This window comes from Cryobacterium sp. RTC2.1 (assembly GCF_035018685.1).
GTDB lineage: Bacteria > Actinomycetota > Actinomycetes > Actinomycetales > Microbacteriaceae > Cryobacterium > Cryobacterium glucosi.
This window is the reverse complement of record NZ_JASJXJ010000024.1, coordinates 1-20,596: the sequence shown is the minus strand read 5'-3', so window position 1 is coordinate 20,596 and position 20,596 is coordinate 1. Positions and strand designations below refer to the sequence as shown.

Genomic DNA, 20,596 nt, shown 5'->3' with positions numbered 1-20,596 from the left:
CCGGGCGGGCTGCCCGCGGGGCGACCGCGGGATGCCTGACGGTGTCCGCTGCTTAGGGGGCGCCCGCCTGCCCGGCGAGGATCGAGGGGATCAGCGCGCGGACGGCATCCGGTTCGCTCGAAAGCAGGACAACGTCGACGCGGCGATTCTGGGCCATCGCGTCGAGGGTGTCCGCAGTCGTGACCGAACGGGTCGAACCGTAGCCGATCGCGGAGATCCGCTCCCCCGCGACACCGCCGACCTCGACGAACCTGCGCAGGACGCTCGTCGCCCTGGCCGAGGAGAGTTCCCAGTCGGTCGCATAATTCACGGTGACGCCGTGCCGGTCGGCGTGGCCTTCGACGGTGACCTCACGTTTGTCGCCGGCGAGGATCGGCGACATGGCGTCGACGACGGCCGTCGCCTTCGGGCTCAGGGTGGCGAGGTTGGGAGCGAAGAAGGCATCCGTTCCGACGAGCCCGATGGTCAGCCCTCGGGCGTCGATCGTGAACTGCACGATCGAGTCGATGCCCTGCGCGGTGACGGCTGCCTTCAGTGCCGCCTGCACCGAGGAGAGGTCGGCGATTTCCTGGGTCGCGATCTGGAGGTCGGTGAGGGCGGGAGTCGGTGCCGGGGTCGCTGTTGGCGATGGTGTCGCCGAGGCTGTCGCGGCCGACGTCGAGGTTGCGCCCGCCGTCCCGAGGTCCTTCGCGGCCGGGTCGCTGGCGTTGGCGTTCGCGGCCGACACGACGACCCCGGTGGCCGTGTCGATCTTGCCGACGTCGACGGCCCCGAAGCCTGTCGCGAGGGAATTCTTGAGCTGAAAGAACTTTTGCGAATCAACGGAGGACATCGCGAACAGCACGATGAACATGCACATCAGCACGGTGACCATGTCCATGTACGACGCCATCCAGCGCTCGTCGACGTGCTCGACGTGCTCCTCCTCGAGGCCGCGACCTCGACCTCGCCCGCGTCCTCCGCCGTGCCCGCCGCCGGCACTCATGCTGCCTCAGACAGCGGCTTGTCCGCCTTGTCCGCCTTGGCGGCCTTTGCGGCCTTCTTGGCCGGCGCGTTCGGCACCATGGCCCGGAGGCGTTCGCCGAGGAGCCGCGGCTGGCTGCCGGCCTGGACGGCGAGAGCGCCTTCCATCAGGAGGGTCATCCGTTCGACCTCGAGGTCGGAGAGCCGCTTGAGGCGGTTCCCGATCGGAAGCCAGATGAAGTTCGCCGAGACGAGCCCCCACAACGTCGCGACGAATGCGGCGGCGATCATCGGCCCGAGGGTCGAGGGAGTGTCGAGGTTCTCGAGGACGTGGGTGAGGGAGATGACGGTGCCGATGATGCCGACAGTCGGGGCGTAGCCGCCGAGGGTCACGAAGAACTTCGAGGCGTTCCGGCTGAGCTTCGTCGCGGTCGAAAGCTCGTCCTCGAGCAGGATCCGCAGTTCGTCTCCGTCGGTGCCGTCCGCGATGTTCTGCAGCGCCGTGCGCAGGAACGGGTCGTCGATGGCGTCGGCCTCCTGCTCGAGCGCGAGGAGACCCGCGCTGCGGGCCTTCTCGGCGAGCACGACGATCTGGTCGATCACGTCCTGGGGTGGGGTGGTCTTGCCCTTGAACGCGCTGGGAAGCGCTTTGAATGCGTTGAGGGCGTCACTGATGGTTCCGCCGGCGATGCCGACCGCGATCGTGGCACCGAAGACGAGGATCATCGGAGCAGGCAACAGGATGGAGGCGATCGAGGATCCCTCGATCGTGATCATGGCGACCATGGAGCCGAAGGCGAGGGCGATCCCGATCAGGGTTGCCGGATCCATCAGAGCCTCCGCGGGCGCTGCCCGCTGCCCGGTTCGAGCTCGTCTTCGATCGCGTGCGGTCCCGTCGGAACCTCGAGCGACCGGGCGCCGGACCGGTAGTCGCGGTCGTCGGTGAGGGAGGCGAGCGAGATCACATGGGCCCGGAATCGGGCGATCTTCTCGATGATCTCGTCGAGGGTCTCGATGACGATGAACTTCGCCCCGTCGACCATGACGAGGGTCGTGTCGGGGCTGGCGTGAATGCGTTCGATCAGGTCGGGGTTGATCGCAAATTGGCTGTCATTCAGCCGTGTCACAACGATCATGGGGCCCGTCCCTGGCTCACGACGGCCACACCGGCCGTCAGGCACCACTGTCGGTCGCTCCGCGCCGAAGGTTAGCTCGGGGTGTGGGCGGGCAGGCGGATGCCGCCGGCCGGGCCCGCGAAGGACCCGGCGCCGGTCGCGCCTGCGTCTGCCGGGACTACCGCTTGAGGTTCGTCAGCTCGGTCAGGACCTCGTCGGAGGTCGTGATGATGCGGGCGTTGGCCTGGAATCCGCGCTGGGCGACGATGAGGTTCGTGAACTCCTGGGAGAGGTCGACGTTCGACATCTCGAGGGAACCGCTCGTGAGGGTGCCCATTCCGGCGGATCCGGCGGCACCGAGGACAGCGGTGCCCGAGTTCGTGGTCGACCGGTACTCGGACGATCCGGCCTTCTCGAGGCCACCGGGGTTGGTGAAGGTCGCGAGGGCGATCCGGCCGATCGACTGCTGCTTGCCGTTGCTGAACAGCCCGGTCAGGGTGCCGTCCTTGCCGAGGGTGAACGACGTGAGCGAACCTGCGGCGTGGCCGTCGGTGCTCGCGGCAGTCAACGAACTGAGGTTGGCGGCGCCCGTGATCGTGCCCAGGTCGACGGCGACAGTGACACCGTTGACGGTGACCGGCAGGCTGTTCGCAGTCGAGGTCAGTGACCCATCCGCGAAGGTGAGCATCGTGCTGCTCGTCGAGTTGGGAGAAGTGACGGTCCACTTGGCCGGGGCCGCTGCGCTGTACGTGAAGTTGAGTGAGACCTGACTCGCGGCGCCGGTCTTGTCATAGGCCGTGAATTCCCGGCTCAGGGTTGTACCGTCAGCCGCATCCGAAGGCAGGTTTCCGGTCACTGTGGCCGTTGCCGAAGCCAATGGCGGCTGAATTGTGGTGAGTGGCAGGGTGATGGTGCCCAGCGCTCCGCCCTGGTTGACCGTGCCCTTCGCGTCGGCGTTCCAACCCTGCACGAGCGCGCCGGACGGTGACACGAGGCGGCCCTGCGCGTCGAAGTCGAAGGCGCCCGCGCGGCTGAAGAGGGTTTCGCCGGCGAGCTGGGTCACGAAGAAACCGTCGCCGGAGATCATCATGTCGGTTGCGCGACCGGTCGACTGGGTGGAGCCCTGGGCGAAGTTGGTGGAGATGCCGGCGACCTGCACGCCGAGGCCGACCTGGGCCGGGTTGGTGCCGCCGACAACGGTCTGCGGGGAGCCCGCGCCGTGGGTCAGCTGGGACAGGGTGTCCTGGAACTGCGCCGAGGAAGACTTGAACGCCGTCGTGTTGACGTTGGCGATGTTGTTCGCGGTGACATCCAGCATGGTCTGGTGCGCGCGAAGGCCGGAGATTCCGGAATACAGGGAACGAAGCATGGGATGCTGCCTTTCGAAACGGTATGGGTGGAAAGCGTGTGGTGGAGTACGGCCGGGCGGGACGCGCCGGGCGTCAGGTCGTGGTGGTCGCGACGACCGGAGTGGTCGTGGTCGCCGGGGTCGTGACCCCGGAAATCGCGTCGAGCTTGACGCTCACTCCCCCGACCGTGACCTGCGGCACCGATCCGGCGTAGGACACGGCGGAGGCGACTCCCGTGACCGAGGTGCCGGCGGCATCCGTGTATGTCACGTTCTGCCCGACCAGGGAGGCGGCCGCGATGCGCATCTGGAGCGAGAAGCTCTCGTCGGAGGTCGTCGACAGGGCCGTGAGCTTCTCCATCATGGAGAGCTGCGTCGTCTGGCTGATCATCTGGTTGGAGTCCATCGGCGAACTCGGGTCCTGGTTCTTCAGCTGCGTGACGAGGAGCTTCATGAAGGCCTCGGAGTCGAGGCTCTGGCTCGGCGTGCGCGAGGTGGTCGACGCGCTGTACACGCCGGCGGTCGCGGTCGCGGCTCCCGTTGCTCCGGCTGCCGATGCGGCCACGATGGCTTCGATCGTCATGGATTCTCTCTTCTCGTGCTTCTCGTGGTTCTTGTGGTCGTGTTCTGGAACAGGTTCTGGGCGGTCATCCGTTGAGCTGTCATTCAGGCCAGCACATCGACAGAGGGGCGGTAGCCGAGGGGTTCGTCCCGGAACGGCGGTCGGACCGCCGTGCCGGACTCCCGGGCGTCGCCCGGTTGGTCGGGTGCCCGCACGGATCCGGGATCCGGACTGGTCCTGGCCTCCTGCCGGCCGGGAGCGCCGAAGGTACCGGAGCCCGCAGCGCGGGAATCGTCGGGCTGGGAGTTCCCGGACAGGTCGAGCCGCGTGTCCGTGCCGCCCTGGGCGAGGTCGCGCCGCAGCTCCGGCAGGATCGCGCGCAGGGCATCCCGCCCGAGATCGGTCGGGGCGAACAGTTCCACCCGAATCGCACTGCCGCCGATGTGCGCCCGCACGATCACGGGACCCAGATTGTCGGGGTTCACGGTGATGGTCATCGCGTGCTCGCCGTTCGCGGCGCCGATCAGGCTCGCGAGGCCGCGGCCGACCTGGCCGGCGAACGGCAGGTCGGCGAGCTGCGCCGCTCCCGGTGTCGCGGCCGAGGCGCCGGCAGCGGATGCCGCGGCGACAGTCGAACTCGCAGCGACCGTGTGCGGGGCGGCCGGGAATGCGGTGCCCACGCTTGTCGGATCGGTGGGAGTCACGGGAGTCGCGGCAGAAGCGAAAGCAGTGCTTGCGGCCGTTGCCGTTGCCGATCGGAATGCGGCGCCAGAGTCGGCGACCGCTCCCCCGCGCGAGCCGCCTGCGCCGGCACTGTCTGAACCGGTATTGGCTGAACCACTGCTGTCAGAGCCGTTGCCGTTCGAGGCGTTGCTGACCGAATCGAGGCTGACCGACGCGGCGGCGCGCGAGTCGATGGGCGCCGTGGTCGGGAGGCTCGAGTTCGCGGCGCCGGGAGCGCCAGCGGTCCGGGTGGCTGCGGCGGATGCGCGGCCGGCCAGGTCTGTGAGGCCGGCGGCGGACCCTGCGGCCGCCGCTCCGGTCGGACCCGCCTGACCGTTCGTTGCGTCCGTCCCGTCGGTGGCTGCGCCGGGAGTCGGGGCCTGGACAGCAGGGGCGGTGACGCCGGCACCGCCGGTGGTCGTTCCGGTCACGGCGGCGGCCGCCTGGTTCCCGAGGGCACCGACCGGTGACGAGGAATCGACCGGAGACCCGGCGGTCGTCGCGGTTGCTGTTGTCGAATTCGACGGTGAACCAGCCGCCTGTGCTGCGCCGACCGGAGCCTGCGCTTCCGCGGTGACGGCGCCGGGCAGTGCCCGGCCGAGCGTCGCGGAACCGGCTGCCGCGGAATCAGCGGACGTCGAACCGGAAGAGACCGAGCGTGAGGAAACCGGGCCGACAGCCGAGCTGTCGCCGGGCGCCGCGCCCGAAGTCGAGGCTGCTGTCGAGCCAGCTGTCGTGCCAGAGGTAGCGGCCGAGAGGGACGCCGAATCCGCCGTGAGCAGGTCACGCATGACGGTCGCCTGCGTGTCACTCGCACCCTGCTGGGCCGCTGCCGATCCGGGACCATCGGCCGCTCCGACTGCAGACTGACCCGAAGAGACCCCGGTGCTCATCGATCCCCGGCCGGACGACGGCACGGGTTCCGCCTGGGCATCCCGCTCCGTGCGGGCGCCGCGTGCCGCCCGGGCCGAGCGCACGTCCCTGGCGATCTGCACCGACCGGACCGCGCGCGCATCCTGGGCGTCCCGTGCCGTCTCTCCGGATTTCTGTGTGGACTGCCCTGCGGAGTCCCGGGTGTCCTGCAGCGCAGACGTCCGGGCGGCGGATGTCCGGTCGACTGATGTCCGGACGGCGGCCTGCGCCGAGGACCGTGCTGCGGAAGCGTCCATGCGCTCGCGAGCGGCGGCATCCGCGGCCGAGCGCGACAGGGCCGCCTGGGCCGCCCGTGCGGTCACGGCCTGCGCGTCGACGGAGGCACTCGCGGCCTCGCGACGCTGGGTCGTCCCGGCGTCCCTGGCCGTGTCGAGCGCGGAGGCGAAGCTGCCCGCACTCGTGTTCGCTCCGGAACCCGTGCCGTTCCCGGTCCGGGTCTCCGTCGCCGAGCGTGCGAGCAGGGCCTGGGCGTTGGCCCGGGCGAGGGAGGCGTGCGCGGACACCGCGCTTCCGAAGGAGGCGGCCATCAGGAGGCGCTCTTCATCATCGAGGCGAGGGCGGCGCTGAGCAGGTCGGCGGTGCCGGACGTCGCGGCGGCCTTCGCCGCGGTGAGAGCGGTCGCCGAGGCCGTCGAAGCCGTGCTGGACGTCGCGGGGGCGTCCGGGATCACGCGGCGGATGGTGTCGATGTCGGAGTCCTTCATGTAGGCCTCGACCTCGCAGACCGTGCGGCCTTCGTACGGCGCGTGGATGACCTTGTGGTTTCCGGCGTAGATCAGGATGTGCTCTCCGCCGCCGGTCACGATCAGGTCGCCCGGCTTCGCGTCGGCGAGGGACGCGACCTCGGTGCCGATCTTCATCTGCCCGGAAACGAGGCGGGGAACGGATATGCCCATGTCGGCATAGACCTTCTGCACGAGCCCGGAGCAGTCCATGCCGCTCGAGCTCTTGCCGCCGAAGACGTAGGGAACGCCGAGGTACTTCTGCGCCGCGGTGACGATGTCGGTTCCGGTCACGCTGCCGGTCGCGACGCCCGCGCCGCTCGCCGCGGTCGTGGCCGAGCTGGCCGCCGCCGCGAGGGCGTCGGCGAAGGTCGCAGCGGTTCCGGTGCTGTCGGCCGTCGTGGTCGTCGTGGCTGTGGCAGCGGCCGCGGCCGTCGACGCCGACGCGGCGCTCAGTGCGTCGAATCGCGCGAGGGTGGCCTGGATCGTGCTGATCCGGCTCAGGGCGTCGACCATCGTCATCGGGTGCCTCCGGCCTTGCGGCGGTGCCACCCGGTCGACGCGATCTCGTCGAGCACGGTCTGCTCCGCCCGCAGGTCCTCCGCAGCGACGAACAGGCCGTGGCGGCCCTCGAGCTTTTCGAGCCCGACGGACTCGGCACGCTTCGCGGTGAAGGCGGCGTGCGCGGTCTCAGCGGTCTGCCGGTATTCCCGCCCGAGCGCATCGAGGTCGGCGAGCATGCTCTGCGCCGAGGTGCGCCCGGCCGCGATCGCGGCGAGGGATGCGGTGCCGGTCGCCTCACTGGGCAGCACGGTCAGGGCTGCGGATGCCTCGGCGCGCCTGGCCTCGTTCGAGTTCAACAGGGCGTTGGCCGCGGCCAGTTCCCCGGCGGCGGCGTCCTGCTGCAGGTGGCGCAGCCGGAGGAGTCCGGCGAGGGCGAAGTCGCGTTTCATCAGATGCCTCCGAACAGCCGGGTGAGCCGGGTGAGCTGGTCCCACGCGAGCGGGGCGGACGTCTGGTCGTCCATCCGCTGCTGCAGGAATTCGTTGATCGCGGCCTCGTTCTCCACGGCCGCGTCGACGAGCGGGTTCGTGCCCGGCTTGTACGCGCCGACGTCGAGGAGGTCCTGGGCGTTCCGCCGCGCGGCGAGCACCTTGCGGAGGTTTCCCGCGAGCCGGTTCTGTTCCGCGGTGTTGACCCGGGAGGCCACCCGGGAGATCGAGGCGAGGGCGTCGACGCTCGGGAAATGGCCGAGGACGGCGAGTTTGCGGTCGAGGACGACGTGTCCGTCGAGGATCGAGCGCGCGGCATCCGCGATGGGCTCGTTGTGGTCGTCGCCGTCGACGAGCACGGTGTAGATGCCCGTGATCGAGCCGGACTGGTCGGTGCCCGCGCGCTCGAGGAGGCGCGCCATCAGGGAGAACGTCGATGGCGGGTAGCCGCGGGTTGCCGGAGGTTCGCCGACGGAGAGACCGATCTCACGCTGGGCCATCGCGACGCGGGTGAGCGAGTCCATCATCAGCATGACGTCAGCGCCCTGGTCGCGGAAGGACTCGGCGATGCGGGTCGCGACGAAGGCGGCGCGCAGGCGCATCATGGCGGGTTCGTCCGAGGTCGACACCACGACGATCGACCGGGCGAGGCCCTCTGCACCGAGGTCGTCCTCGAGGAATTCGCGGACTTCGCGGCCTCGCTCCCCGACGAGGGCGATCACGGAGACCTTCGCGTCGGTGCCGCGCGCGATCATCGACAGGAGTGAGGACTTGCCGACCCCGGAGCCGGCGAAGAGGCCCATGCGCTGGCCGCGGCCGACGCTCGTGAGGGTGTCGAGCACGCGCACGCCGAGCTGCAGCGGCGTCGTGATCCGCGACCGCTGCATCGCGGAGGGGCTGTCGTGGTCGATCGAGACGTATTCCTCGACGACGAGGGGGCCCTTGCCGTCGATGGGGCGGCCCATCCCGTCGATGACACGGCCGAAGAGGCCGTTCCCGGTGGGCACGAGGTGCGGGGTCGCGTCGGACCGGACCGGTGCGCCGACCCGGATCCCGGTCATCCGGCCGAGCGGCATGCAGCGGATGCCGTCCTGCGTCGTCGCGACGACCTCCGCGTCGATCTCGGCGTCGTTCCCGATCGCGACAAGGTCGCCGATCGCCGAGTTGAGCCCGCGGACCTCGAGGCCCAGGCCGACGATGGACGAGACCACGCCGACCCGCTCGGGGCGGGCGACGCGGAGGGCGCGCGCGAGGGCAACGGGGCGCGGTTCCCAGGTGAGGGTCATCGGGTTCCCCCGAGGAGCGCGGCGCGGGCCCGCTCGAACGCGGTGGAGATCCGGGCGTCGAGGAAACCGTCCGCGAACTCGGAAACGGCGTCGCCGCGGGCGAGCGACGGGTCGGCCTGGAACGTCACGCCGGTCGCGGCGAGGACGGCCGGGTCGATCACGTCGAGGTCTGCGGGGTGCATGCGCACCACGTTCGGCCGGGTCGGCGACGCGGGGTCGAGTGCACGGCGCAGGGCCAGCCGTGCCGCACTCGGCCCGTCACTGATTTGGTAGCCGATCACGGCCTCCGCGAGGTCGAGCGCCGTGGCGAGCAGGGTGCCTTCGGCCTCGTGCAGGACGGGCTGGGTGCGCTCGTCGAGCGCGTGGCTCGCGGCGGTCAGGAGCCCGACCGTGCGGTCGAGCTGCGCCTGGACCTGCGACACCCGGGCGGCGTGGTCGGCCTCGAGGCGTGCGACCTGCGCCGCAATGTCGCTCGCGGCGGCCCGCATGCCCGCCGTGTATCCAGCAGCATGCCCCTGGACCCGGGCGGCCTCGACCGTGCTGTCGCCGGACACTGCGCGCAGGGTCGGGAAGGAGATCGCGGAGAACGGCGGGTCGCCGGCGGTCTCGGCGGCCGCGCGGGCGACCGGGGTGGTCGCCTTTCCGGCTGCGGGCGCGGTTCCGGCGGTGGCTCCGGACGCATCCACGAGCACGGGCTCTGCGTGACGGAACGGGATCGCGGGGCTAGACAACATAAGCGTCCTCGTCCGCACGGGTCACGGTGATGCTGCCCTGGGCCTCGAGGTCGCGGATGGCACGCACGATCGTCGCACGTCCCTCCTCGACCTGGGAGACGCGGACGGGCCCGAGCGCGCGGATCTCGTCGTCGAGGATCTCCCGGTTGCGTTCGGAGAGGTTCTTGCGGATGATCTCGACGACGCCGTCGGTGGAGCCCTTCATCGCGATCGCGAGGATACCGGCGTCGATGCCGCGGAGAACCTGCTGCACGTCGCGGTCCTCGAGGCGGACGATGTCGGCGAAGGTGAGCATCCGGGCGCGCACCTGTTCGGCCAGGGCCGGGTCGCGGGCGTCGAGGGCTTCGAGGAGGGAGCGCTCGGTCGCGACATCCGCCCGGTTGATGATCTCGACGAGCGGCTGGATGCCGCCGACGACCTCGACGGAGTCCCTGGTGGCGCTGACGGCGCCGACGCGGGCCTTGAGCGAGTCGGTCACGACGCGGATCGCCTCGGGCGTCGCCGTTCCCATTCCGGCGATGCACTGGGCGACCTCGGCGGGCAGGCTGCCCTCGAGGCCGGCGATCACGGCGGAGGCGTGTTCCGGCCGAAGATGGGCGAGGACGAGGGCGATGGTCTGCGGCAGTTCGCCGTCGAGAAGGGTGAGCACCTGGAGCGGCTCGGCGGTGTCGAGGAATTCGAAGGCCTTGCCCGCCATCGACGAGGCGACCCGGCTCATGACCCCGGCGGCGCGTTCTGCGCCGAAGGATGCCTCGAGCAGGCCGACCGCGTAGGCGTGGCCTCCGCGAGGGGAGCGTGTGCCGCGCATGGTGAGGTCGTGGAATTCGAGGACCGTGGTCTCGGCGACCTCGGTGTCGACCCGGCGCAGCTGCACCATCTCGGCGGCGATGTCGGCGGCCTCGGCCTCGGTGAACTGCTTCATCACCTCGGACGCACGGTCGTGCTCCATGTTCATCAGAACGATGGCGACCTTCTGGGTTCCGGTCAGGGGGGCCTGGGGATCGATCATGCGGGCTGCCGATCATCCATGAGGCCGCGGAGGTACTCTGCGGTCTTCTTCGGGTCGCGCTGGGCGAGGGCGTCGATCTCCACACGCATCCGCTCGGAAGCGGCCGGCGGGGTGAAGGCGGGAACACCGAAGGCGACGGTGGGGCTCGGGTCGATCATGATGGGCGCGATCGGGGTCGTGAGGCCGAACGGAACCGCGGCGGGGGCGAGGGCCGGACGTACCTGGAGCATCTCGTCGACCTCGATCGATTCGCGGCTCTGGCGGCGGGAGCGGCGGGCGTAGAGCAGCATGCCGAGGATCAGGGTGATCAGGATTCCGGCGGTGATGATGCCGATGCGCACGATCTCCCCCATCCGGTCCGCCGAGGTCTGGGCGTCCTGCTGGGCGAGAGCCGCTGATGCGTCTGCGGCGGCCTGGCCGTTGAAGCTCACGACCTCGACCGTGACCGCGTCGCCGCGGGTCGAGTCGATGCCGGCGGCCGAGGAGACCAGGCTGGTCACGTCGGCGACGTTGACGCTGCCGATCGTGTCCTTGTTCACCGCGACCGAGATCGTCTGGCGGTTGACGGCACCGGCCGGGATCGTGCGGGTCTCGGTGACCTTGTTGACCGCGTTGTTCTTCGTGGTGTCCGCCGAGGTGAAGGAGCCGTCGGTGCTCGTTCCCGTCGGTGTCGTCGTCGTGGTCGTGGTGCCGAGCACCCCGGCCGCTCCCGAGGCGCCGGTGCCGGTGTATGTCTCAGTCTTGACGGCCTCGTTGAGGGCGGGAGCGTTCGTCGGCGAGGTGAAGGATTCCTCCACGCGCGAGGCCGACTGCGCGCTCATGTCTGCGGCGACGACGACGGTCGCGTTGCCGGCGCCGAGCACCTTGTCGAGCATGGCCTGGACCGAACCGCGCACGCGCTGCTCGTAGTCGGTGGACTGCTCGGCGCCGGTCCCGGTGACGCCGGTGCCGACGGCCGAGAGCACGATGCCCTTGGAGTCGATCACGGCGACGTCTGTCGGCTTCATGCCGTCGATCGAGGCGCTCGTGAGGTGCACGATGGCCTGCACCTGGTCGCTCGAGAGGGTCACGCCGGTCTGGGTGGCGACGAAGACGGATGCCGTCGGGTCCTGCTTCTCGGACACGAACACGGTGTCCTTGGGGATCGCGAGGCGAACCGAGGCGGTCTTGACGCCCTGCATGGCCTGGATCGTGTTGGCGAGCTCACCCTCGAGGGCCCGCTTATAGGTCACCGACTGCTGGAACTCACTCGCGGTGACGCCCATCTTGTCGAGCAGCGAGTATCCCCCGGTGTCCGAGGTCGGCAGGCCGGCCGCGGCCGCCTTGAGTCGCTCGGCGTAGACATCCGCCTGGGGAACGAGGATCGTCGCACCGCCGTCGCTGAGCTGGTAGTCGACCTTGTCGGTCGCGAGCTGGTCGACGATGGCGCTCGCGTCGGCGCCGGCGAGCCCGGAGAACAGGGGCGTGTACGCGGGCTTCGTGGCCCACATCGTGAGCGCGGCGATGCCGAGTGCGAGCACCGCGACGCCGATGATGGCAACCGTGCGCTGCGCGATGGTGAACTCACGGATGTTCTGTCCGAGTCGCTGGAAGAAGGAACTGATCTGGCGGGGCATCAGGCCTGCATCCTCATGATCTCGTTGAAGGCGTCGACGCCCTTGTTACGCACGGCGGCGACGAGTTCGAGGCTCACCTGTGCGCGGGTCGCGGCGATGGTGGCGCTCGCGATGTCGTTGAGGTTGCCGGTGACGGCGGCGACAGCCTGGGTGTTCGCGGTCGACTGCAGCTGCTGCAGGTTGTCGACGGCGCCGGCCATGGCGGTTCCGAAGCCCGAGCCGTCTGTGGCCGTGGTGGCCTGGCTGGATTGCGTGGCCTGCACGCTCTGGGTGGCCTGGCTGGCCTGGAGCGCGAGCGCCCCGATGGATGCGATGGTCATCAGGCACGGCCGATCTGAAGTGCTGCTTCGTAGGTTGTCTTGGCGCGGTCGACGACGGCCGCGTTCGCCTGGTAGCCGCGCTGGGCCATGATCAGGTCGCCCATCTGCTCGCCGAGGTCGATGTCGGGGCGGCGCACGTAGCCGGCGGCGTCGGCGAGCGGGTTGGTCGGGTCGGAGACGAGGATGCCGGTCGCCGAGCCCTGTGCGGTGCCCGCGACCTCGACGCCGTTCACGCCCGCGCCGGCCTGCGCCACGATGTAGCGGGCCTGGAAGGCATTGCCGCTCGTGGGGGTGACGGTGTTGACGTTCGCGATGTTGTCGGCGATCGCGTCGAGCCACTTGCGGTGCAGGGTGAGGCCGGAGCCGGCGATTCCGATCGCGTCGAGGCTCATCAGGCGGTCTTCATCGCGGCGCGCACGGCGCTGAACGGCATGTTCATTGCCTGGGCGGCGAACTGGTACCGGAGAACGGTGGACGTGTTCGCGAGCGTCTCGGTATCGAGGTTGACGTTGTTGCCGTTGACGTTGGTGGGTTCGAGGGAATCTGTCGTCGTCGCGGTCGTGCTGCCGCTGCCGTTCGCCACGGACTTGGCCAGGGCGGACTCGAACGCGACCTGCTTGGCGTGGTAGTTCGGCGTGTTGACGTTGGCGATATTGCTCGCGATGGTGCTCTGTCGCAGGGACAGTGCGGCCAGTGCGCTCGTGAGAGCGGTGGAGGTCACGGATTCAAGCACGGTTACCCGATTCGTCGTCAGATGTACTGAACGGCCGATCCGTGGCCTGGTGCGAGCAATCCGTGCTCGTCTCTAGCTATCGGCCCGGTTCGGGCCCGCGTTAGGTCTTCTTTCCACGAGTCAGGCGCTTGGCTCGAAAGGGGGGTGCAGCGGCCGTTTCGGCCCGCCGACCGCCCGCTCCCGTCAGTCGTCGTCGCGAAGGATCTCGCTCTTGCTCGTGAGGAGGATGGGCCTCTGCTCGGGGTCGAGACCGGGTGGCGGAGTGAGCCAGTAGCGGCCCGTGTCGTCGCGTGCGATGCGCCAGTGTTCGTTGTGGAGCCGCAGGTGGTCGGCCCTGCAGAGAAGGATGCCCTGGTCGAGGTTGGTCTGTCCGGTGTCGTCTTTCCAGTGTTGGATGTGGTGGGTTTCGGTCCAGGAGGGTGGTCGGTCGCAGCCGGGCCACATGCAGCCGCCGTCGCGAATGGCGAGGGCCACCCTTTGGGAGGGGCTGAAGGTGCGTTGCTCCCGGCCGAGGTCGACGCCGCTGCCGTGGTCGTCGAAGGTGACATCGAGGAGCCCGCTGTCGCACCGGTTCCGTTCCACCGTCTCGGCCGAGACCGTCACCGCGGTCCCCTCGATGACGCCGGGCTGGAGCGCGGGTGCCGCGGTTTCGGGGTTCGCCGCAGCGTGGGCTGTGGGTGACGGGGCCTCGGCTGGCGCGGCATCGGTGGGTGTGGTTCCCCTGGGCGCGAAACCGGCGGGTGTGGTGCTCCTGGGGCGGATGGTGATCATGCGGACGGCGGGGCTGCGGCTTCCGGCGATGCGCTTGGGGTCGGCTTTGACGCCGAGTTTGGTCAGGGCGAGGAATGCGTCCGCGGTGAGCTGTTCGGTGGTGCGCGGGTCGCCCTGCACGCGCTTCGCCCACGCTGCCTGCTCCTTGTCCACAAAGCGGACCCCGCCCCGGCGGGGGCTGGTAATGGCGTCGTAGGTACTCATCAGGTATTCGCCGTCTTCCGGGGCGAACAACCCGACCATGCGCACCTGCCCGGTGTGGAGCCGCCAGAACCGCAACGACCGGTCGTCGTAGACGGCCTTCTCCCGGGCGGCAATGCCGGCCTCATCGAGCACGTCCCGCACCCGCCGGGCCCGCTTGAACAACTGGTCAGCGTTCACCGCGCGCGCCTCGGCGAGGAGCCGGGCCAGAGCAGTGGCGAGTTTCTCCGGGGTGATCGCCCGGTCCAGGTCGCCGAGCCCCTTCCGGAGCGAGTCTGCCTTCTCGACGCTCAGCCAGCCCTCGCGCAGGGCCCGGCCGATCGGCGCGTGCCAGGGCGGCACCGCGGCCGCAGGTACTGGCGGGTCGACCGGCGGCAGGCCCGGGGCCGCGCCGTCGAGGGGTGGGACGCCGTCGAGGAACGGAGTCTCGTCGAGCAACTTCTGAGCCTCGGCGGCTTCCCGGGCGGCCTTCTCAGCGGCGTCGGCCTCGGCGAGCAGCCGGCCGACCGCGAAGAGTTTGCTCACGTCACCTTTGCTCGACCCGGACAAGTTCTGCAGCAGATCTTCTGGGGTCCGGAACCCCTGCCGGGCCGCAAGGCCTTGGCCGCCGAGTTCGGGCCGGGACCGCCGGGCGAGTGTCGCGGCGAACCACGCCGCCTGGGTGTCGAGTGCCCGCCGGGCTCCCGAAATCAATGCGTGCCCTTCGAGCACCGCGTCATCGCTCAACGTGTCGACAGCGGCAGACGAGCCACCGAGCCCGGTGACGATATGAGCCATCGACCGCAACCCGCCGAGCACGCCTCTCTGCACCGGGTCGCCCTGCACCCGGTCGCCATGCGGCTGATCGAGTGAAGCGGGCGGCTGGGGAAGATCGGTCATGCCCCCACGTTACGACGGACCGCCGACATTCTTTCAGCATGGCTCAGGCTTGTGGAAACTCCCTCTGATCAGGCACCTGTTGAGGAGAAGCCTCGCTCAACGAGTCCGATCAGCCGGTGACGTCAAGATAGACGGACGCGTTGGCGCGCTGGGCGGTGAGGATGGTGCGCACGGCGGACAGGTGTGCTCCGGCGGAGCGCCGCGCATCCTCGATCTCGCGGATCAACTCGAGCTGGCCGGCGATGAGCAACCGGGCACGCTCCTCGAGCTGCACGGGAAGCTGCCCCAGGTGCTCAGGCGCGCGCCACTGCACGCCGGTCGAGAACCGCTCCCCCTCGATCGCGAGCACCGCATTGCGCGTGCCGCTGCCGAGGCTGCGCTCGAGCTCGTCGAGCACGCGCAGCCACTCCTCATACGATCCCGACGGCCTAGGCATAACCGAGCTCTCCTCCGACCCGGGCAGCCATCGGCTGCGCGGGAAGCTGCTCGGCGGCTTCGTGCCAGGTCTGACGCAGCGGCTCGAGCAGTCCGATGCACTCCACCGTGCGGTTGACGTCCCGGTGCACGTTGGCACTCATGAGTGCGTTCTGCACGTACACGTAGATCGCGAACAGGCCTTCGGCGCCGTCCCAGGCCTCGACGTTGAGGGAGGACGACAGTTCGGAGACGATCGCCTGGGCGTGCAGCAGGTTCTCCGAGGCGACCTGCCAGTCCTGGTTGAGCTGCGCGGCCTGGGCGCGGTTGAGATCCAGGAGAAGACGGTCGTACAGCATCGTCAGGAGCCGCGCAGGCGTCGCGGACAGGATCGATTCGCGGTTGAACTGTGCGCGGCGGGCCTGCGCGTTGCTCCCCATCATGCTCATAATTGCCATCATCATCCAGCGCTCGTAGTAGTAGTGGTTGGGATCGCAGCGACCTGGGCCGTGAGCCAGCTCGACTGCGCTTTGAGAGCGGCGAGGGAGACCTCGAGCGCCGTGTAGGTGGCCTGCAGGGTGGAGCGTCGCGTGGCCAGGCTGACGTCCCACGCGTCGATCCGGGTGCTCATGTTCTTCACAGAGGACTGCTGCCCGGTGATCTCGCTCGTGAGCGCACCGGTGTACTTGTCCGACACTGCGGTCGCCGCAGCGGCGACCCGGGTCGCGATCTCCTGCACGGCGGCCTTGACCGTCGTCGGGTCGGCGGCGAGGGCTGTCGCGAACTTCGCCGCGTCGAACTCCATCGTGCCGGTCTTCGTGATGCTGATGCCATACTCCGACGGCGAGTGCCCGTTGATCGGGGCGGATGCCGCGGTGAGCAGCTTCTGGCTCACGTCACGAACCCCGCTGTCCCCGGTGAAAACGCCCGGCGACATGACGGCGGCACCGGAGGCGTTCGTGCTGTTCGTCACGACGGCTTGGGTGGAGATGAGGGCGAAGATCCCGTTGAGCGAGCTCACGAGGCCGGAGGCGAGCGAGCTGATCGCGGCGTCGTCGCGAGCGACCTTGATCGTCGCGGCCGTGGTCGAAACTGCGGAGACCGTGATCGCGACCCCGGGAAGTAGATCGGCGAAGGTGTTGGTCGACGAGGTGATCTTCTGCTCGGCCGTGGTGCCGGCCCAGAGCGTGAGGCTCGCGTCCTGTGCGGCAGTCGTGATGGCGGCACCGGTCTGGGTGAGCACGTTTGTGGCGGTGTTGGCCGTGACCTCTGCCTTGGTCCCCTGGTAGACCGTGAATGCGCCAGCGAGTCCCGAGCCCGTGGCGGTGAACTGGAGGCGGTACTGCGCGGCCCCGCTCGCGTCCACGCCCGACGCGACCTTAGTCGCGGTGACGCCGGCACCGGCCGCATTGACCGCAGTGACGACATCGTCAAGGGACGTGGATGCCGGGGTGATTTCGGTGCTGACGCCGTTCACGACGACGGTGAGTGCCGCGGGGCTGGCCGGCCAAACGGTCAGGGCGGCGGAGACGCCGACCTGGGTCTTGGCGAGGGCGCCGACGACAACGTCGATCTGGCCCGCACTGGCCCCGGTCGAAATGGCCGTGGTCACGCTCGTGGAACTGCTCGTAGCGGCGTAGAGGTCGGTGGCCGCCGGCTTCGAAGCCGTGGTCGCGAGGGTCGCGAGGGCTGCGACCTGGCCGTTGAGGCCCTGGAGTGCGGTGATGAGCTTTTGAGAGGTGGCGACGGATGCCTTGAGGAGCGTCTGGGGACGAGCCTCGACGGTCATCAGGGAGTTGATCAGGGTCGTGGTGTCCAGGCCGCTGATGAGCCCGTCGATCGCGTTCGTCATGCCTCCACCTCCTTAGGTGTGAAACTCTGTGCTGCTGGTCGTGCTGCGGGTGGAACGTGGAATGGCCGGCGGCGTTCGAGGGATGAGGTCCAGTTCATCTCCCGCGCGCCGCCGGCCATAGTTCACCGGTCGGTTGCCCGACTGCCTGGGCTATCCGATTTACTGGAGGAGCTTGAGCACGCCCTGGTTGCCCTGGTTCGCCTGAGCGAGCATGGCGGTACCGGCCTGCACCAGGATGCTGGAGCGGGTGTACTTGACCATTTCAGCGGCCATGTCGGTGTCGCGGATGCGGGATCCGGCAGCGGTCAGGTTCTCGGTCGAGACGGCAAGCGTCTTGACGACGCTCTCGAACCGGTTCTGAACCGCACCGAGGTCGGCACGAGCGGTCGACACCTTGGTGAGCTGAGCGTCGACAACCTTGATTGCCGCCGCAGCGCCAGCAGCGGTGCTGAAGTCCAGGCCACCCGAAGCAGCAAGTCCACCGGCACCCGCGGTCAGCCCGGCGGAAGGGTTCGCGACGGCCACCGCTCCACCGTTCAATGCCTTGACGTTGAGCTTGCCTGCGGTGTCGACGGTAGCAATCAAGCTGCCGGAGAAGGATGTGTCCTTGTTGAGTGCATCGGCCACTTCCTGCGCAGTACCACCGCCGGTCGACAGCGCCGCCGTCGCGATCGTCGAGACCGACTTGTCCGGGTTCGTGACGACGAAGGACTGCACGACGTCGTTGGTGCCGGCTGCGCCGACCGTGTAGGACGAACCAACGTTCGTCGCACCGATCGCAGTTGCGATGGTGTTGACGTTCGCACCCGTCAGGTCGACCTTGATCTGGCTGCTGGCATCGGAGTTGGCGCCGACCTGGAAGCTCAGTGCCTTGCTCGATCCGTCCAGCAGCTGGGTGCCGTTGAAGTTCGTCGAGTCACCGATACGCGTCAGTTCCTTGGTCAGCGCAGTGACCTCGGTCGTGATCGCGGTGCGGGAGTCCTTGTTGTTCGAGTCGTTACCGGCCTGGACGGCGAGGTCACGAACGCGCTGCAGAATCGACTGCACCTCGCTCAAGGAACCTTCAGCCGTCTGCACGACCGAGATGCCGTCCTGGGCGTTGCGGCTGGCGACCGTGAGGCCACCGACCTGGGACTTGAGTGCCTCGGAGACCGTGAGGCCGGCCGCGTCGTCCGATGCGCGGTTGATGCGAAGACCACTGGAAAGCTTCTCGAGCGACTTGGACATGTCGTTCTGTGTAGCGGTCAGGTTGCGGTAGGTGTTGTTCGCCGCGATGTTGGTGTTGATCTGCATACCCATGATGTATTCCTCCGTGAGTGGGTGTCGGTGCGTCTACCCATCCATGGGCTGACACTGAGATCTATCGGCCTTGGCCGATCGTGCGTTAGCCGTTGAGCGAGAAAGATTCCCGGGCCGGGTAGGCGCCGTGGCCGCCGAAGGATCCCGCAGCGGTGGCGTACTTCGCTGCGGCGATCGCGGCGGTCCGCGAGGGCACCGGCAAGCTGATCGGCTGCGTGAGGGGAAGGTCGGTCGCGACGGCGGGCATCCGCTCTTGGACAATGCCGAGCATCGCGTGATCGGCGAGCCTGGCCAGGTAGGCGCTGCGGCGGGCCGGCGCCACGCGGGACTCCGGCACGTAGTCGGCTTCATCGTCGGCGTAGTGGGTGCCGAGGCCGTCGCGCAGCAGGCGGATGGCCTCCGCGCGCTGCTGGGACACGGCCGAGTGGGTGATGCCCAGGTCTGCGGCGATGTCCTTGACCGGGCGGTCGTCGAAGTAGACCTGCTCGATGATCTCGCGCATCTTGGGCGGGAGCGCGAGCACGGCCGCGCGCAGGTAAGCGAGGCGCTCGGCGGAAAGCAGCGACTCCCCCGGCAGCACGGTGCTCGCCGGGATGTACTCGGCAGTGGTGTCGTCGAGGGCGATCACGGTGCGCTCGCTGTCGGCGAGGCCTGCAGCCGCGGTCTCACGGTCGACGCCGAGTGCGGCGGCGATCTCGTCGACGCTCGCGGCACGGCCGAGGGCGGCGGCGAGGGTTTCCTGAACGGCGCGGGTTTCCTTGATGCGTCGACGGGCGGTGCGGGTGGCCCAGTCGTTGGAGCGCATCTCGTCGGCGAATGCCCCGATGATGCGACGACGGGCGAATGCGCCGAAGGGAACCCCGAGGTCGGGGTTGAAAGCATCCGCGCTCGTGACGAGCGCGAGCGCGCCCGCAGACGCGAGATCATCGCGTGAGAGGTGACGAGCCTTGGCCCAGACCTCGGAAACCAGGTATCCGACGAGGGGCAGGTTGTCGGTGACCAACCGATTGCGCTCTGTGCGATTCACGTCGCAGCCCCCTTGTGTTTCACGAACGGATGTTGAGCGAGAGACCTCTGGCAGGGCCAGGATTACTTCGCTTCGTACCGGGTGAGCACTGGGACAAATTCACTGATCGGACAGGGGTTCGGGGCCCCTTTAACACAAAGTGTTTTGTCCGCGTGTCAAACATACAATCAGCCGCCCCTGAGACGGGCCGTGCGGCACCCCCACTCTGGGGGGGCTACTACCCCCCAACCGGGAAACGCTTACCTGCTCGGACACGCCCTGCCACCCCCACTTTTGGGAAAGCGTTGTCCTCATTTAGGTGGACATTCCCAGCCGCCACCTGCCAGTCTGGGCACACGGATCGCTTACGTGCGGCAAAACCCTGCCGATAGTGCCATCTGAAGCCAGAGTCGACGCGGTCGTGCGTCCCTCGGCCCGACCGGAATCGTGTGGAGGAAATCGTGGGCGCCAATGAACTCTCGGCCCTCCTGTGGCGCGAGCGGGAGCTCCTCGAACTGCTCGTCTTCAAGCTCGACGAAGAACAGCTCCTCCTGACGAACGGCAAGACCCGCTGGCTCCAGCAGGGCACCCGCGAGGTCGAGCAAGTGCTCGGCCACGTGCAGGAAGCCGGTCTCGCCCGCAGCGTCGAGGTTGCCGCCATGTCCGCAGAGTGGGGAACGAACGAAGACGCCACGCTCCGCGAACTCGTCACCCACGCCCCCGTCGGTCCCTGGACCGAGATCATGACGGCGCACCTCAAGGCCCTCGGCGAGCTCGCCTCCCAGATCAAGGAACTCCGCGACGCCAACGAACACCTGCTCCGCTCGGCCGCACGCTCCAGCCAGGAGACGCTCGCCGATATCCGTGTGAACACGAACACCTACGACGCCCGCGGCACAGCGGATGCGTCCACCCCGCCCGCCCGCCTCTTCGACCAGTCGTTCTAACGGGAACCCCATGAGCACATTCGGCGGACTCAACACCGCATACACCGGCCTCGTCGCCGCCCGCCAGGGCCTCGACGTCGTCGGCCAGAACATCGCCAACGCCGGCACCGAGGGGTACACCCGCCAGCGCGTGACGACCTCGTCAGTGGATGCCGTGACGCGCGTCGATCTC

General features: G+C 68.9%; 23 protein-coding genes. 2 read left to right on the top strand and 21 right to left on the bottom strand.

From position 1 onward, the window contains the following. Window positions 1–52 precede the first annotated feature (52 nt). The 21 genes from QN357_RS05245 to QN357_RS05145 form a co-directional block, all read right to left on the bottom strand. A complete protein-coding gene (locus tag QN357_RS05245) occupies window positions 53–985 on the bottom strand; it encodes a flagellar motor protein MotB (protein WP_322140778.1) in 933 nt (310 codons plus the stop codon). Then, window positions 982–1,794: a motility protein A gene (locus tag QN357_RS05240; protein WP_322135973.1), complete on the bottom strand. Its 813-nt coding sequence runs from the start codon at window positions 1,792–1,794 to the stop codon at window positions 982–984. The genes QN357_RS05245 and QN357_RS05240 overlap by 4 nt, the downstream gene beginning before the upstream one ends. Beyond that, window positions 1,794–2,099, bottom strand: coding sequence for a flagellar FlbD family protein (locus QN357_RS05235; RefSeq protein WP_134448961.1), 306 nt, complete (start codon window positions 2,097–2,099; stop codon window positions 1,794–1,796). The genes QN357_RS05240 and QN357_RS05235 overlap by 1 nt, the downstream gene beginning before the upstream one ends. A gap of 157 nt (window positions 2,100–2,256) precedes the next feature. Continuing rightward, entirely contained in the window at window positions 2,257–3,447 is a 1,191-nt protein-coding gene (locus QN357_RS05230) for a flagellar hook protein FlgE (RefSeq protein ID WP_134448960.1), read from the bottom strand. A gap of 73 nt (window positions 3,448–3,520) precedes the next feature. Beyond that, window positions 3,521–4,009, bottom strand: coding sequence for a flagellar hook assembly protein FlgD (locus tag QN357_RS05225; protein WP_322140777.1), 489 nt, complete (start codon window positions 4,007–4,009; stop codon window positions 3,521–3,523). Window positions 4,010–4,092: 83 nt separating this feature from the next. Continuing rightward, window positions 4,093–6,171 carry a flagellar hook-length control protein FliK gene (locus QN357_RS05220; protein WP_322140776.1) on the bottom strand — a complete coding sequence of 693 codons (2,079 nt, stop codon included), beginning with the start codon at window positions 6,169–6,171 and terminating at the stop codon, window positions 4,093–4,095. Continuing rightward, complete coding sequence (locus tag QN357_RS05215) at window positions 6,171–6,887, bottom strand: C40 family peptidase (RefSeq protein WP_134560265.1); 717 nt, start codon at window positions 6,885–6,887, stop codon at window positions 6,171–6,173. The genes QN357_RS05220 and QN357_RS05215 overlap by 1 nt, the downstream gene beginning before the upstream one ends. Further along, complete coding sequence (locus QN357_RS05210; protein WP_134448956.1) at window positions 6,884–7,318, bottom strand: flagellar FliJ family protein; 435 nt, start codon at window positions 7,316–7,318, stop codon at window positions 6,884–6,886. Before QN357_RS05210 ends, QN357_RS05215 begins: the two co-directional genes overlap by 4 nt. Beyond that, on the bottom strand, window positions 7,318–8,643 hold the full coding sequence (locus QN357_RS05205) for a FliI/YscN family ATPase (RefSeq protein ID WP_134448955.1): 1,326 nt from the start codon (window positions 8,641–8,643) through the stop codon (window positions 7,318–7,320). Before QN357_RS05205 ends, QN357_RS05210 begins: the two co-directional genes overlap by 1 nt. Next, on the bottom strand, window positions 8,640–9,377 hold the full coding sequence (locus QN357_RS05200) for a FliH/SctL family protein (RefSeq protein WP_322140775.1): 738 nt from the start codon (window positions 9,375–9,377) through the stop codon (window positions 8,640–8,642). The genes QN357_RS05205 and QN357_RS05200 overlap by 4 nt, the downstream gene beginning before the upstream one ends. Further along, complete coding sequence (gene fliG / locus QN357_RS05195; protein ID WP_322140774.1) at window positions 9,367–10,386, bottom strand: flagellar motor switch protein FliG; 1,020 nt, start codon at window positions 10,384–10,386, stop codon at window positions 9,367–9,369. Before fliG ends, QN357_RS05200 begins: the two co-directional genes overlap by 11 nt. Then, window positions 10,383–12,002: a flagellar basal-body MS-ring/collar protein FliF gene (gene fliF / locus QN357_RS05190; protein ID WP_322140773.1), complete on the bottom strand. Its 1,620-nt coding sequence runs from the start codon at window positions 12,000–12,002 to the stop codon at window positions 10,383–10,385. Before fliF ends, fliG begins: the two co-directional genes overlap by 4 nt. After that, window positions 12,002–12,322, bottom strand: a complete 321-nt coding sequence (gene fliE, locus QN357_RS05185) for a flagellar hook-basal body complex protein FliE (RefSeq protein ID WP_134448951.1) — start codon at window positions 12,320–12,322, stop codon at window positions 12,002–12,004. Before fliE ends, fliF begins: the two co-directional genes overlap by 1 nt. Beyond that, entirely contained in the window at window positions 12,322–12,714 is a 393-nt protein-coding gene (locus QN357_RS05180; protein ID WP_134561248.1) for a flagellar basal body rod protein FlgC, read from the bottom strand. Before QN357_RS05180 ends, fliE begins: the two co-directional genes overlap by 1 nt. Beyond that, on the bottom strand, window positions 12,714–13,055 hold the full coding sequence (locus tag QN357_RS05175) for a flagellar basal body rod protein FlgB (RefSeq protein ID WP_322135980.1): 342 nt from the start codon (window positions 13,053–13,055) through the stop codon (window positions 12,714–12,716). Before QN357_RS05175 ends, QN357_RS05180 begins: the two co-directional genes overlap by 1 nt. 183 nt (window positions 13,056–13,238) lie before the next feature. Continuing rightward, complete coding sequence (locus tag QN357_RS05170) at window positions 13,239–14,906, bottom strand: HNH endonuclease signature motif containing protein (RefSeq protein WP_323504623.1); 1,668 nt, start codon at window positions 14,904–14,906, stop codon at window positions 13,239–13,241. 109 nt (window positions 14,907–15,015) lie between these two features. Beyond that, window positions 15,016–15,342, bottom strand: coding sequence for a hypothetical protein (locus QN357_RS05165; RefSeq protein ID WP_134448947.1), 327 nt, complete (start codon window positions 15,340–15,342; stop codon window positions 15,016–15,018). Then, on the bottom strand, window positions 15,335–15,784 hold the full coding sequence (fliS, locus tag QN357_RS05160; protein ID WP_322135983.1) for a flagellar export chaperone FliS: 450 nt from the start codon (window positions 15,782–15,784) through the stop codon (window positions 15,335–15,337). Before fliS ends, QN357_RS05165 begins: the two co-directional genes overlap by 8 nt. Further along, window positions 15,781–17,172 carry a flagellar filament capping protein FliD gene (gene fliD, locus QN357_RS05155; RefSeq protein ID WP_322135984.1) on the bottom strand — a complete coding sequence of 464 codons (1,392 nt, stop codon included), beginning with the start codon at window positions 17,170–17,172 and terminating at the stop codon, window positions 15,781–15,783. Before fliD ends, fliS begins: the two co-directional genes overlap by 4 nt. A gap of 159 nt (window positions 17,173–17,331) precedes the next feature. Beyond that, the gene (locus QN357_RS05150; RefSeq protein ID WP_134561251.1) at window positions 17,332–18,471 is read right to left on the bottom strand and encodes a flagellin; all 1,140 of its coding nucleotides are present in this window, start codon (window positions 18,469–18,471) and stop codon (window positions 17,332–17,334) included. Window positions 18,472–18,556: 85 nt separating this feature from the next. After that, complete coding sequence (locus QN357_RS05145; protein ID WP_322140772.1) at window positions 18,557–19,498, bottom strand: sigma-70 family RNA polymerase sigma factor; 942 nt, start codon at window positions 19,496–19,498, stop codon at window positions 18,557–18,559. A 440-nt stretch (window positions 19,499–19,938) separates the two neighbouring features. Between QN357_RS05145 and QN357_RS05140 the strand changes: the two genes are divergently transcribed. Together QN357_RS05140 and QN357_RS05135 are read left to right on the top strand one after the other, a co-directional pair. Then, a complete protein-coding gene (locus QN357_RS05140) occupies window positions 19,939–20,424 on the top strand; it encodes a flagellar protein FlgN (protein ID WP_322135986.1) in 486 nt (161 codons plus the stop codon). A gap of 10 nt (window positions 20,425–20,434) precedes the next feature. Beyond that, window positions 20,435–20,596 (top strand): flagellar basal body protein (locus QN357_RS05135; protein WP_323504625.1); only part of this gene is annotated, 162 nt, incomplete at its 3' end.